Source organism: Paenibacillus sp. Y301 (assembly GCF_059445505.1).
Genome location: NZ_JCAIUL010000024.1, coordinates 19,757 through 33,337 on the forward strand (window position 1 = coordinate 19,757; position 13,581 = coordinate 33,337).

At 42.2% G+C, this 13,581-nt stretch carries 10 protein-coding genes; 5 read left to right on the forward strand and 5 right to left on the reverse strand.

The window, feature by feature from the left end:
- Positions 1–5: 5 nt before the first annotated feature.
- Positions 6–1,991, reverse strand: coding sequence for a M1 family metallopeptidase (locus tag AC1D69_RS24060; protein WP_495458646.1), 1,986 nt, complete (start codon positions 1,989–1,991; stop codon positions 6–8).
- 153 nt (positions 1,992–2,144) lie between these two features.
- Between AC1D69_RS24060 and AC1D69_RS24065 the strand changes: the two genes are divergently transcribed.
- Complete coding sequence (locus AC1D69_RS24065; RefSeq protein WP_495458647.1) at positions 2,145–2,651, forward strand: YwhD family protein; 507 nt, start codon at positions 2,145–2,147, stop codon at positions 2,649–2,651.
- A 90-nt stretch (positions 2,652–2,741) separates the two neighbouring features.
- Here AC1D69_RS24065 and AC1D69_RS24070 read toward each other — a convergent pair whose 3' ends face one another.
- The 3 genes from AC1D69_RS24070 to AC1D69_RS24080 form a co-directional block, all read right to left on the reverse strand.
- Positions 2,742–4,934, reverse strand: coding sequence for a heavy metal translocating P-type ATPase (locus AC1D69_RS24070; RefSeq protein WP_495458648.1), 2,193 nt, complete (start codon positions 4,932–4,934; stop codon positions 2,742–2,744).
- A 6-nt stretch (positions 4,935–4,940) separates the two neighbouring features.
- A complete protein-coding gene (locus AC1D69_RS24075; protein ID WP_495458649.1) occupies positions 4,941–5,318 on the reverse strand; it encodes an ArsR/SmtB family transcription factor in 378 nt (125 codons plus the stop codon).
- 230 nt (positions 5,319–5,548) lie between these two features.
- Positions 5,549–7,597 carry a transglycosylase domain-containing protein gene (locus tag AC1D69_RS24080; protein ID WP_495458650.1) on the reverse strand — a complete coding sequence of 683 codons (2,049 nt, stop codon included), beginning with the start codon at positions 7,595–7,597 and terminating at the stop codon, positions 5,549–5,551.
- Between the two features lie 250 nt (positions 7,598–7,847).
- On the opposite strand from AC1D69_RS24080, the gene speE reads away from it, so the two are divergent.
- The 4 genes from speE to argS all read left to right on the forward strand — a co-directional run bounded on the left by speE (position 7,848) and on the right by argS (position 12,274).
- Positions 7,848–8,675, forward strand: coding sequence for a polyamine aminopropyltransferase (gene speE / locus AC1D69_RS24085; RefSeq protein WP_495458651.1), 828 nt, complete (start codon positions 7,848–7,850; stop codon positions 8,673–8,675).
- Positions 8,676–8,851: 176 nt separating this feature from the next.
- Positions 8,852–10,036, forward strand: coding sequence for a WD40/YVTN/BNR-like repeat-containing protein (locus AC1D69_RS24090; protein ID WP_495458652.1), 1,185 nt, complete (start codon positions 8,852–8,854; stop codon positions 10,034–10,036).
- A gap of 136 nt (positions 10,037–10,172) precedes the next feature.
- Positions 10,173–10,598 (forward strand): YwiB family protein, encoded by a 426-nt coding sequence (locus AC1D69_RS24095; RefSeq protein WP_495458653.1) that lies wholly within the window; start codon positions 10,173–10,175, stop codon positions 10,596–10,598.
- Entirely contained in the window at positions 10,595–12,274 is a 1,680-nt protein-coding gene (gene argS, locus AC1D69_RS24100; protein WP_495458654.1) for an arginine--tRNA ligase, read from the forward strand. Before AC1D69_RS24095 ends, argS begins: the two co-directional genes overlap by 4 nt.
- A gap of 45 nt (positions 12,275–12,319) precedes the next feature.
- Here argS and AC1D69_RS24105 read toward each other — a convergent pair whose 3' ends face one another.
- On the reverse strand, positions 12,320–13,525 hold the full coding sequence (locus AC1D69_RS24105; RefSeq protein WP_495458655.1) for a S8 family peptidase: 1,206 nt from the start codon (positions 13,523–13,525) through the stop codon (positions 12,320–12,322).
- Positions 13,526–13,581: the final 56 nt, after the last annotated feature.

The window sequence follows — 13,581 nt, forward strand, 5'->3', positions numbered from 1 at the left end:
TCACCTCACCAGGATAGACTTCCAAGCAGTGTTTCCACTAACTTGGTGACACTAATATTCCAGCGGGATACCTTCTTGACGTCGAGATCCGCCTTTAAATAGTTGTTGATATATTTGTTCTCTAACACAAGTGTATATTGAGGATCAATCATGGCCCAGGATAGGGGCGACTTGTATTGGAGCTTAAATTGAGCGATATCTCCATTTCCCTTCCATACTTTCTTGAGGGTATGACCATCTGCAAATGTAAAAAGGATGGGGATATTAGGATAATTACCATCTTGTCGACTAACGGTCACATTTGAATCGTATATGGTTCCTGAACTACTCTCCTTTTTCTGTACGGTGATGTCATCTATGGCGAAGTCTGTCATTTGCTTGCCATAGACATATTGATTGAAATAGGTTTGCCACGATTTGCGTGTAACTTGTTCCACAACTTTTTGAAAGTCTCGTGTGGAGGGATGACCAAATCGATACTTCTTGGTATAGGTAGCCATAATTTTATTCATCGTCTGGTTCCCTACTTGCCGCTCTATGCCTTTTAGCACTAGTTTGCCGCGATAATATACATTCTGGGCGTAAATGTCTTGTGAGCCGTATTTCCATGCCTCTTGTGTAAGTGTAGTAGGCGAGATCATTGCGGCTTGTACCGGAAGGTTAGGAATGAGCCCAAATTCTTGCTCCATTAACTTATCTTCTGCATAGGAGGTGAATCCCTCATCTAACCAAGCCTCTTCAAATTCATTACTAGCAATCATCCCATAGAAATATTGGTGTCCGATCTCATGAATAACCGTTCGTTCCAGTTCATAACCCGGTGAGTCGTTCTTAGCACCGAAGGCTGTAATGAGGGTCGGGTATTCCATTCCTCCTGCACCATTTCCGGATTCCGGGGGAACCACGATAGAAAGTGTTGAGTAAGGGTAGGGACCGTACCATTTACTGAAGTATTTCAATGCCGTCTCAGCAGCATAGAAATACCTTTCCTTCATATCTTTATGGGCTGGGTCTAAATACAGCTTGATTCGAACGCCAGGCACTTCAGGAGAAGAGAAGGGCTTCTCAGCGACAACGAAGTCAGGAGATGCAGACCAAGCGAAATCGTGCACATCATCAGCATAGAACTGGTAAATTTTCTCGCCTTTGAGAATCCGTGCTGATTTAATTGGAAAGCCTGTTGCGGCTACAATATAGTTCTCTGGAACATGAATACGCACATTGTAGATACCGAAATCAGCATAGAACTCAGAGTTACCGTGATACTGATGGAGATTCCAACCTTCTGTAGCGCGTCCTCTTAAACCAGCAGGCTCGTAGACACTAATCTTAGGAAACCATTGTCCAGCCATAAAGAAGTTATCTGCGACCCCCATACGAGCGAATATTTGAGGGAGCTTCACTTGAAACTTCATATTAAGTGTGATACTCTCTCCACCTTTTACCGGGCGGGGAAGTCGTACTTTAATAAGACTCGTGTCCTTGCTATTGCCATCATCAGGTTGTACATACTGAATACGATGCATAAGAGAGAGTCCTTCTGTTGTCTCAAGCTCTGTAAGGGTCATGGAGCCAAAGCCATTCGTAGGCATGGTGTCATTCCGTAGTTTTCCACCCGATTCCTTCATAAAGGTAGTATCCATAGAAGAGAAAGCGTTCGGATACATGTGGAAATAAAGTTCGGTAACTGTGTTTTTTCCTGGATGTGTCCATGTAAGGGTCTCTGATCCCTCTAGAACTTTTTCATTAGGGTCTAAAGAAACATCCAGATGGTACTCAACAATCCGCTTACTCAGGATCTCAGCAGTAGGATGTTGTACACTTTCTTTTTGAGGGGGCATCGTTGTTGTAACTGGAGGCTTGGCCGTATTAGGCGTGAAGACCAACTCTGAATCAGGTGAATCCCTGAGTAGCGTCCACCACCAGGTACCACTAAGAAGAAACAGGGTAACAATTATGATTACAATTATTTTGGAGCGAGCTGGGGCCATACATGAATACCTCCCGTTGACAAGCATCTACAGCATGTATATGTTTGCAATTCGGCAATTATTAGTTAAAATAAAATGAATAACAGTTATAAATAGCTGAAGTCGGAAATATGAGCTTGTATTTCTGTTTTGTAGTGGGAGGACAATGATAAAATGGATAACAATGAAAAAATGGGCAAGAAGCAAATTGCCCTGAATATTGTAAGTAGTAAGAGCAAACATACGGGATTCGGAGCGGGTTCTATTGATCTGAACAATGTGTCTCCAGTCATCATTGATCAAGGCGAAGCCAAGGTAGATATGGGTGCTATGCACGCAAAGAGTAAAGTGGAGAAGGGGATTAAGTTCTCTGCTAATCGCGAAGATGTACCAAATGGTCGTCAAGTGTGGGTTGTATGGGTAGCTGTGGATCGTACACCAGAAGGACGCTTCTACGCGGGAGCTACGGCATGTGAGATGTGGATTGATACGGAAGCTCGTAGAGGGTATAAGATCCTCGCTGAACATGTTAATAAGCTAGACTCGGCCTTGAAGCGTAAAATCATGTTAGAAGGAATGAGTTCAGAGGATAAGGCAGCCCTTAAGAATCTGTTAATGACTCGTAATGAAGAATGGTGGACAGATACACCTGAGGAATTTAAACAAGCGTTAGAAGGTTAATGCGTATTGAAATAAATAAAGGCATGCTATGTTCTCCGTGGGAGTTCATAGCATGCCTTTTTGTAATATAGATTGTGTGATTGGTATTTATTATGATTTGTCTTTCCCAAGTAGAATGGACATTCCGAGTAATGTAACAAGAATCGTTGCACCCATATCCGATAATATGGCGATCCAAAGGGTAAGCCAGCCTGGGATCGTAAGTAGAAGTGCTATAGCTTTTAGTGCAAGTGATATTCCAATATTCCAACCTATGATGCGGTTTACCCGACGAGCCATATGAATGGCACTTGGTAGCTTGCCAAGGTGATCCTGCATGAGAACGATATCGGCTGTCTCCATAGCGCTATCGGTTCCCTTACCCATTGCTATTCCCAACTGCGCAGTCGCAAGTGCAGGGGCATCGTTGATGCCATCTCCAACCATAGCGACATTCCATTGGGAGGCGAGAACTTTAATTTGATCTACTTTTTGCTCTGGTAGTAGTCCAGCATAATAACTTGAGACACCCGCTTCTGTAGCAATCCATTGCGCTGATTGTTCATGATCACCGGTAAGCATGACGGTTTGTTTAATACCTGCTTGATGAAGTTGATGGACAACTTCTTTGGTTTCGGGCCGTATTTTATCTGCAAGACCGAATAGACCAAGTACATGACTCTCATCTACTGTAATGATTAACGTGAGCCCTTGCTCCTTCATGCGAAGAATATCCCTTTTCACGTGATCCATCTGTTCTGATTGGGGTGAAACGACATGTGATAATATATCTTCGTTACCCATCCAGTAGGTCATTCCCTGAACCTCGCCTTGTATTCCTGATCCAGGTAAGGTTGTTAACTGCAGTGAATCTGGAAAGTATGTTGACTCACCTTGAAGTGTTATATGGCGAACGACTGCTTTTGCCAAGGGATGAAGAGATGATTGTTCTAATGAACCAGAAACATCATAGAAACGTTCTGAATCATAGATGACTTCCTCCATAACAGAGGGAACACCTTGAGTTAATGTTCCAGTCTTGTCAAATGCAATTGCGTTGATCTTACCTAATTGCTCTAAATGTACGCCGCCTTTGATTAGAATGCCATTACGGGCACTACGGGTCATTCCGCTTACTAGAGCAATTGGAGAGGAGAGAACGAGAGAACAAGGACATCCTACAATGAGAATGGCGAGTCCTTGATAGACCCATTTCATCCATGGTTCCCCGAGTAGTAACGGAGGTACAAGGATGACTAAGAGCGCAACGATCATAATAGCAGGTGTATAATATTTAGCGAATTTATCTATAAATAACTCTGTAGGGGTCTTACTTTCTTGGGCTTCTTGTACTAAATGCATGATTTTGGATAATGATGAATCTTCGTAAGCCTTCTCGATTCGAATATCCAGCAATCCTTCTGCATTTACGCTGCCTCCGTAGACGGCATCCCCTTTTTTCTTAGTAACAGGCAAGGATTCACCTGTAATGGCAGCCTCATTAACTGCACTGTTTCCTTCGTATATAATGCCATCGGAAGGGATTTTCTCTCCTGATCTAACACGGACGAGGTCTCCAACGCGAAGGGTAGCGATAGGAACGCTAGTAACCTCTCCATTGCGCAGAAGTGAGGCTTCTTTAGGCGCATTTGCCAATAGGGCTTCCATCGATTGACGGGCACGGCCCATACCGTAACCTTCGAGCAATTCATTCACACCGAATAGAATAGCAACCAGAGTGGCTTCTTTCCATTCCCCAATAACAACAGCTCCCGTTAGTGCTACAGTCATCAGTGTATCCATATTAAACTTCAGATGGATCAGATTGTTAAGTCCACGCCAGAAGGTGGAATAGCCACTTAGCACGATAGCGATGATATATAAGGTGATGAGTAGAGGGTTAGGTATGAATCCATTCAAGATGAAAGTTAATAGATATACGATTGCTGATGTTGCAAGCATCCATTGAATAAGACGATTTCCTTCATGACTGTGTTCGTGTTGATGTCCAGCTCCGTCTCCATGATCATGTCCGTGGACATGGTCGTGACTGTTGTGATCGCTATTCTTCCGTATAAGACGTGCGCCATCATTTTTGAGGATTCGCTCAACACCTGTTAGATCTACTTCTGGGTTGAGGGTTAACTTGCTACTAACAAAGCTTAATTTGGCATCCGAACCATACGCTAGTTTCTGAATTTCTTCTTGCATCTCTCGGGTGCAGTTGGCACATGATAATCCTTCAATCGGGTATTCAACATGGGATATAACCGAAGCTTTAGGTTTATTATGATTAGTGCTCATGTTCATCTACTCCCTCTGATGTTCTAAAGTCATCTGAATTAGCGTGCTGATATGATCATCCTTTAACGAATAAATCACATTCTTACCTTCTTTACGTGACGTAGCAATGTGCATATTTTTTAAAGTGCGTAAATGATGAGAGGTGGTTGCCATGCTACTACCCAGAACAGCGGCAACATCGCATACGCATAGTTCATGTGCTTGATCTAACATGAAGGCGATCTTCATGCGTGTTGGATCTGCTAGTGCTTTGAAAATATCAACCATGCCCAGAATTTCATCTTCTTGTATGGTGTTTTGAAGCTGATTGATTTTGTCATGATCGACACAGGTAACTTCGCATATATCTTCATTTATTTTAGTTATAACTTTGGATTGGTTCATGTGAACGCTCCTCTCCTACAACATGTGATGATACTCTAAATAATATTCAAACATTCATTTGATTGTTACTTCACTATACACCCAAAAACAGAAACAATCAAACGAATGTTTGATTGTTAATAAAAATAAAAACGATATATTCTTTTAAAGAATATAAACAGTTTCTTCTATATAAGATTACCCAAAACATCAATCCATAAAAAAAGAGCTGAAATCAGCTCTTCGTTTTATTAGTCCATCCACCATTGTCTTAAGTTGGACCACCAAGATTGATCCTTAGTCTGAACCTCTGTGGGAGCTTTTTCAGGTACTCCGCCGTGTACTGCACAATATTCCTTAGGTTCTGTACCTTGAATGAATACTTCCATCGTTTTATTCGGGCAGTCCGCTGTTGCTAATAATCCTGAGTCTGGATCAATATACACACTAACGACACCCTCTGGAATCGGAAAAATCTTGGGAGGAACATTTTCTAGTGCCTTTTCAGTATACTGAGCAAAAATAGGTGCAGCACGTCGTCCATCTGCGGTCTCTATATTACGACCTTTATCGTAGCCAACCCAGACTGCAGTCGCCAATTCAGGTGTGAAGCCCACGAGCCAAGCATCTGTATTCGTGGTTCCTGTCTTACCAGCCACAGGTCGTTTCATCAAAGTGGATACCCGATTGCCGGTGCCCCCTGATTCAAAGACGCTTTCCATGAGGTGGGTTAGAACATAGGATGCAGCGGGATCTACAACTTGTTCACCTTGATTGGGTTCTGCTTCATAAATAAGCTCCCCTGTGGCATCAGTTATTTTTAACACGGCCACAGGAGCTATTAGTAAACCTGCATTACTGATGACACCAAAGGCAGAGGCCATCTCCAAAGGACTAACGGGTGAGGTACCTAATGCAAGCGAAGGTACAGCTTGAAGTGGGCTTAGAATGCCCATTTTCTGTGCTGTATCTAGTACCATTTCAGGGCCAACTTTCAAAATCGTGTTCACTGCATAAATATTATCACTTGCTGCAATGGCTTCGCGCATATCAATTTCACCTAAATACTTTTCGCCGAAGTTACTGGGTTGATAGGTCTTACGGTTATTATCATAGTGAAATAACGTGGGTTCGCTTTTGAATGTGCTGAGGGCATTCATTTTTTGAGAAGCCAGAGCACTCAGATACATAATGGGCTTAAAGGCTGATCCAGGCTGACGTGTCGTAGCGAGTGTGTGGTTATATTGATTAGTCTGATAATTGGTTCCACCTACCATGGCTTTGATATATCCTGTTCGGGGATCCAAAGAGATGAGAGCTACCTCAAGCTCACTCTTAGAATCCATTCCTTTATGTACGGCATCTTCGGCTGCCTGTTGGGCGTGAGGATCTAATGTAGTATAAATATTCAAGCCACCATGATCTAATTGCTCCTCAGTAATACCAAGATCCTTGATGGCTAATTGACGAACATAATCACGAAAATAGGGGGCAGTAGTCGTTGTCCGTTGTTCTCCTTGAGGTTGAAATACAAGGTTCTCGCGAGCAGCGCTGTTCGCTTCTTGCTTCGTGATATTACCTGTCTCAACCATTGTGGAGAGTACAATTTTTTGTCGCTTTACGGCACTATCCATATGGTTATATGGTGAGTAATAGGTTGGCCCTTTGGGAATTCCTGCGAGCATGGCGCTTTCTGCAAGGTCTAGATCTTTCGCAGATTTACCAAAATACATTCGTGATGCCGCTTCAATGCCATAGGCACCATGCCCGTAGTAAATTTCGTTAAGGTACATCTGAAGGATTTCATCTTTACTGTATTTCATTTCTAACTGGGTTGTATAAAAGGCTTCCTTTACTTTACGTGACCAAGTCTTAGCATGAGAGAGATATAAATTCCGAGCAAGTTGTTGTGTTAGCGTGCTTGCACCCTGTGAACGATTCATTTTTTCTAAATTAACAAGAACGGCGCGTCCCATACCTTTGATATCAAATCCCATATGATCGTAGAACTTTCGATCTTCTACTGACAGTGTAGCCTTTATGAGCTGTGGTGAGATCTGATCTAACGTTAAAGGGGTATAACTTCGTCCACTAACGGAGAAGATTGCCATAACCTGATTCTGGCTATCAAGAATCCGTGAATTATGGTCCGTGTCTGCGACAGGTAGGTTTGTATTGTATAAATATATGAGCAGAGCAATACCAGCCAGAAAGACAAGGGCTGTCATCCCGAATAGTAGCTTAACAATGGTAATAACTCTTTTTTTACGCTTAGGTGATTTGTGAGATGTGTGTGACATGACAGGCGAGCTCCCTTTCTTTCCAGTTCTTTTCTTCTCATTATGGGGATAGAAGGGATTAGATATTCAAGGTAATAGGTTATGAATATAGAAAAAGGGGTAATGTTTTATGAAAATGGTTGCATTTTCATGTTGATTTATTATAATGTGATTTGTCTGTTACAATAGAATGGAATAGGTAATTACTTCATTTCACACGTTGGAAATGACGGATGAACACATATAATACAGCGAAAGAAGGGATCACCTCATGGAATTATGGTATACGGAGAAGCAAACCCCTGAGTTTGGGATTACAGCTAAAATAAAAGAAACTTACGTGGCAGAAAAAACAGATTTTCAAGATCTAGCAATGATTGAAACGGAAGAATTCGGAACGATGCTTGTACTTGATGGTATGGTTATGACAACCGTGAAGGATGAGTTCGTATATCATGAAATGGTAGCCCATCCAGCGTTGAATACGCATCCTAATCCTAAACTTGTATTAGTTGTAGGTGGTGGAGACGGTGGTGTCATCCGAGAAGTGATCAAACATCCAGGAGTAGAGAAAGCTGTCTTGGTTGAAATTGATGGTAAAGTAATTGAATATTCTAAGAAATATTTGCCTTCTATTGCAGGTGAATTAGAGAATCCACGCGTGGAGGTTCTAGTGAATGATGGGTACATGCATATTCTTGAACATAAGAACGAATATGATGTGATCATGGTTGATTCTACAGAGCCAGTGGGTCCTGCTGCTCCATTATTTGAACGTGGATTCTACCAAGGGATCTTTGAAGCGTTGAAGGATGATGGAATATTTGTTGCTCAGACGGACAATCCATGGTTTAAGGCAGACCTTATTAAACAAGTAAACAGCGATGTGAAGGAAATATTCCCGATCGTGCGTGTATATTCAGCTAATATTCCGACGTATCCAAGTGGTCTTTGGACTTTCACGATGGGTAGTAAAGTATACGATCCATTAGAAGTAGATGAAACAACTATTCCGGACATGGATACGAAGTACTATACATCTCGTCTACACAAGGCTGCATTTGCATTACCGAAATTTGTTGAAGATCTTATAAAGTAAATTTATTTCCAAAGTTAACTAATATACAACCCCTTAGATATGCTTCAAAGAGCTAATGACTCCTTAAGGCTTCTGAGGGTTTTTTCTCTATTTTCTGATTTTTATGTAGGTGAATTGTGGTTTTAGGGTAAATAACTATGAAGGGTAAATAACATATAGGAGAGGTGATTTGCATCATGTTCTTTAAGAAGTTAAATCGTTTATTTCTAATCTTAGTATCTATAGCAGTCATGCTTCCCTTAGGGGGATTTAGAATTGACACTATTGAAGCCGCAGAAGCTACAGCTACACCCGTGAACGCTTGTAGTAATGGCCATGGACTGCTACAAACGTTACAGAAGCAACATCAAGTAGCAGGTCAGGAAGCACTCCACTTCACGGACATTCAGTTTTTGAATGATCGTATAGGCAGGGCTATAGGTAATGGGTTCATGATTGGTACATCTGATGCCGGCTGTCACTGGCAGGAAATCTATACAGGGCAATGGCAAATGGCACAGATCGATTTTCCTAACAATAAGAATGGATGGGCATTAGCAACGGTACCTTCTGAACAGACAAATTATTTGATTCAGACGTCCGACGGAGGTTCTCATTGGAAAAGAGTAAATACATCTATTACATTTGAACGAATAGATTTAGTAAATGCAAAAGAGGGTTTTGGTTATACTGCAACTTCGGCCTATAAAACCATTGATGGAGGGCAAAGCTTCACCAAAATTCCAACGCCCCCGAATAACCGGTTTGCTTCATTTGAGGATGACAAGACAGGATGGTCTATCGTAGTTATTCCAGATGGTGGATATAAGATTATGAAGACAGTAGATGGAGGCAACCATTGGTTGCTTAAATTAAAAGTTGCTGCAGAAGGCAATCATGGTGGACAAATATACAGCAATGGTAATCAGGTATGGGCATTGTTAGATGGAGATACAGGCATGTCACAAATATCTTATTCTCTCTATGGTAGTACAGATGGAGGAGCACACTGGAACCGGGTTATCGCTCAGGATACCGCTGGAAGTGGTCTTGCACCAGGCGTGGGTAAGTCAATTGTTCAAAAAGGTCCTGCTTCTCCGGGCGGACACCCGGGAAATATGCAGCTTATTGGTAAGAACACAGCATTCTTAGCTGGAGGATCACCCGCTGGCGAAGTTGTGTCTGTCGGTCGTTCATATAATGGAAACAAGACTTGGGCAAATATTACGCCATCCATTAAAGGGTACGATGCAAGTATCTCCTTTACGGATAGCAAGAGGGGTTGGCTAGCAGTTGTAAACAGTTCAACTGAGGCAGCAATCTATATGACGAAGGATGGCGGCGTTAGCTGGAATGTGAAGTTCTCATTAATCAATCCATAATGAATATTACGGCGGGTACCTCTATGCATGGAGCGGGTATCCGTTTTTTATATATTCATTATTTTTATTTGAATTGAATGAACGAACTGGCTATAGTAGTACAATAGGAATGTACAGATTGGAGATTGTTAGATATATGTCAGACATTACACTAGCCCAGATACGGGTAGTCAGCCGTGTTGATGGAGAAGATGTGGTACAGGAAATGCCTGCGGAGTTAATCTTAAAGGGCACGACGCTGTATGTGCGATATGAGGAACCAGAGGTGAGTCCACAGGGAGGCGCAACCCGTACGACGATCAAGATCACACCAAATCAAGTTAAAATTATTCGCCACGGCGAAGTTCAGTCAGAACATTCCTTCCAACATGAGAAGAGATTGCCTGGCTTTTATCGTTCGCCATTTACCACGTTTAATCTTTCAACCTATACAACGGATATGGATATAGAGATTGAGGGAATGTACGGTCATGTGCGCTTCGCATATGATTTATATGTTTTCGATGATCTATCTGGACAATTTGCAATACATTTACATATACAGGAGGAATTACAATCATGATACAGAACCCCTTAGAGCAGATTAATCAATTGGTATCGGAGACGATTGCGGATGCGGTGGTTGCTGCTGGACTAGTGAGCATGGAGGAACTTCCAGCAATTACACTCGAAGTACCCAAGGATAAGGCTCATGGAGATCTAGCTTCGAATATCGCCATGCAGCTAACAAAGAATGCAAAGAAGAATCCGAGACTGATTGCTGAAGCTATTGTTAGTCACTTAGATCTGAAGAAAGCTAATATTGAAAAGACGGAAATTGCTGGACCGGGATTTATTAATTTCACGTTGTCGAAGAATTACTTATATCCTGTGTTACAACAGGTGCAAGAGCATGGTGATGACTATGGTCGGAGTAACGTAGGCCAAGGTAAAAGAGTACAATTAGAGTTCGTTAGTGCGAATCCAACAGGAACTTTACATTTGGGACATGCTCGTGGAGCAGCAGTAGGTGATGCATTGTGTAATGTTCTAGACTATGCTGGCTTCCAAGTTACTCGGGAATATTATATTAATGATGCTGGGAACCAGATCGTTAATTTGATTAAATCCATTGAAGCTCGATATCTTCAAGAATTGGGTCAACCTGTAGAAATGCCTGAAGATGGTTATCATGGTGCTGATATTAAGGGGTTCGCTAAAGAACTAGTAGCAGAGAAGGGCGAAGCTCTACTGTCAATGAGCCCAGAGGAGCGTACAGCCTTCTTGAGAACTTTTGGTTTGGAGAAGGAATTAGCAAAAATCAAACGCGACCTTTCTCGCTTTAGAGTGCATTTCGATGAATGGTTTAGCGAAACTTCACTCTATGAGAATGGACAAGTAGAAGCAGCGCTTTCTGAATTGAAAGCCAGAGGAGAAGTATATGAGTCGGAAGAAGCGACATGGCTTCGTACCACCAATTATGGGGATGACAAGGATCGCGTGTTGGTGAAAAATGACGGAACCTATACTTATCTGACACCAGATATTGCTTACCATCGCAACAAATATAGCAGAGGTTATGATCAAATGATCAATATTTGGGGTGCGGATCATCATGGATATATTCCTCGTGTGAAGGCTGCTATGACTTCATTAGGTTATGATTCTGGCAAGCTAACCGTATTGATTGCTCAAATGGTGAGCTTATTTCAAGACGGTGAAAAGGTAAAAATGTCCAAACGAACAGGTAAAGCAGTAACGATGATTGATCTGATGGACGAAGTCGGCGTCGACGCTATTCGCTATTTCTTCACCATGCGGAGCATGGACTCTCATTTAGATTTCGACATGGATCTAGCTATTTCAACGTCTAATGAGAATCCTGTATTCTATGTTCAATATGCCTATGCCCGTATTTGTAGTGTTTACCGTCAAGCTGAGGAACAGAATATTACGTTGCTACCGTTGTCTAACATCGATTTGAGTAAGCTTAACCATGATCGTGAGTATGAACTACTCCGTAAAATAGGTGAGCTACCTGAAGAGATTGCTACAGCAGCTGAGAATTATGCTCCGCATCGTATGGTACGTTATGTATATGAACTATCCTCGATGTTCCATAGCTACTACAAAGCAGAGCGTGTTATTACAGATGATGCCATGCAGACACAGGCTCGTCTTGCACTACTTGGTGCTGTCCGTATAGTCATTGGTAATGTTCTGAAGATGATTGGTGTAAATGCTCCACAAAAAATGTAATGATAAACAAGCTATTCTGTGATATCAAAAAACCGCCCTTATCGTTTAAGAGGGGCGGTTTTTCTTGGATTTGAGACTTGCTGTCATGGGCTCGGTATCTTGGGTTGCTAACTTCATACCGTCTCGTAGTAAACGAAGTGCGTTAACTTCACCAGTGTCACGGTCGAGGCGTTGATCTTTCCTTAGACGTAATGGTGTGGCAGTTCGCTGGAGTAAGGATTTAATTTCTGCAGGCTGAAGGCTACTATTCTGAGCAAGTAATAGTGCAATGGCACCACTAACATGAGATGTGGCCATGGAAGTTCCGCTCATCTCATGATACTTACCTTGTGTCCATGAGGAAATAATTTTATCACCAGGAGCATAGATATCAATATACTGCCCGCGATTACTGAACGGTGCAATCCGTCTGTTCTGGTCCGTTGCTCCAACAGAGATCGTCTGGGAATAGCGAGCAGGATAGTCAATGGTTCGACGTTTACCATCGTTACCTGAAGAAGCGATAATTGAAATACCTGAGAGATATGCCTTATTCACTATTTCCTGTAAAGCACGGCTACGCGTTTTCATGCCAAAACTCATATTGATGAGGTGGACGTGGTTACGAACACACCAATCAATACCTAGTATGATATCGGAAACATAGGCTGATCCGTTATGGTCGAATGCCTTAACAGGATAAATAATAGACCTAGGAGCAACCCCCATCATTCCTTCTGTGCTGTTTGCTGCTGCAATGGTACCAGCAATATGTGTACCATGACCGTTATCGTCAAGAGGTAACATATTACGATTTAATAAATTAATTCCTCCAGCTAAGGAATGTCGAATATCAGGATGTTGAAAATCAACTCCGGTATCAATGACCCCAATTCTAATCCGATAACCCGTTGAGGTAGACCAGGCTTGAGGAGCCTTAATCTGCTTCACTCCATATGGGATTCCGGGGTAGGTATCTAGCTTACTCTGTACGGCATGGACCTTCATGGGTCTATTCTCCTCGAGTAGCAATACATCCTTATATTTAAGGGCAAATTTACTTCGACTTGAAATGGGAGCAATGATGGCTTTTATTAGATCGGATGACTGTACCGGGGGTATTTTTACGCCATGCGCCTTAAACTTGCTTAATTCCCGTTTATACGCAGTGTAATGACGAGGATTGAGAAAGGACATAATTCGCTTCTCTTCAACTGGGGTGCGACGATCGGTTTCTTCGAGCAACATCTGGATAAATCGAGTGTAGTCCATGCTGAGCCTTCCCCCCTCTTGATGAACCATGCTGAGGTATTCTATGAACGGGGAGT

Coding starts and splice junctions, on each gene's coding strand:
- AC1D69_RS24060 (WP_495458646.1), bottom strand. CDS start 1,991: ATGGCCCCAGCTCGCTCCAAAATAATTGTAATCATAATTGTTACCCTG.
- AC1D69_RS24065 (WP_495458647.1), top strand. CDS start 2,145: ATGGATAACAATGAAAAAATGGGCAAGAAGCAAATTGCCCTGAATATT.
- AC1D69_RS24070 (WP_495458648.1), bottom strand. CDS start 4,934: ATGAGCACTAATCATAATAAACCTAAAGCTTCGGTTATATCCCATGTT.
- AC1D69_RS24075 (WP_495458649.1), bottom strand. CDS start 5,318: ATGAACCAATCCAAAGTTATAACTAAAATAAATGAAGATATATGCGAA.
- AC1D69_RS24080 (WP_495458650.1), bottom strand. CDS start 7,597: ATGTCACACACATCTCACAAATCACCTAAGCGTAAAAAAAGAGTTATT.
- speE (WP_495458651.1), top strand. CDS start 7,848: ATGGAATTATGGTATACGGAGAAGCAAACCCCTGAGTTTGGGATTACA.
- AC1D69_RS24090 (WP_495458652.1), top strand. CDS start 8,852: ATGTTCTTTAAGAAGTTAAATCGTTTATTTCTAATCTTAGTATCTATA.
- AC1D69_RS24095 (WP_495458653.1), top strand. CDS start 10,173: ATGTCAGACATTACACTAGCCCAGATACGGGTAGTCAGCCGTGTTGAT.
- argS (WP_495458654.1), top strand. CDS start 10,595: ATGATACAGAACCCCTTAGAGCAGATTAATCAATTGGTATCGGAGACG.
- AC1D69_RS24105 (WP_495458655.1), bottom strand. CDS start 13,525: ATGGACTACACTCGATTTATCCAGATGTTGCTCGAAGAAACCGATCGT.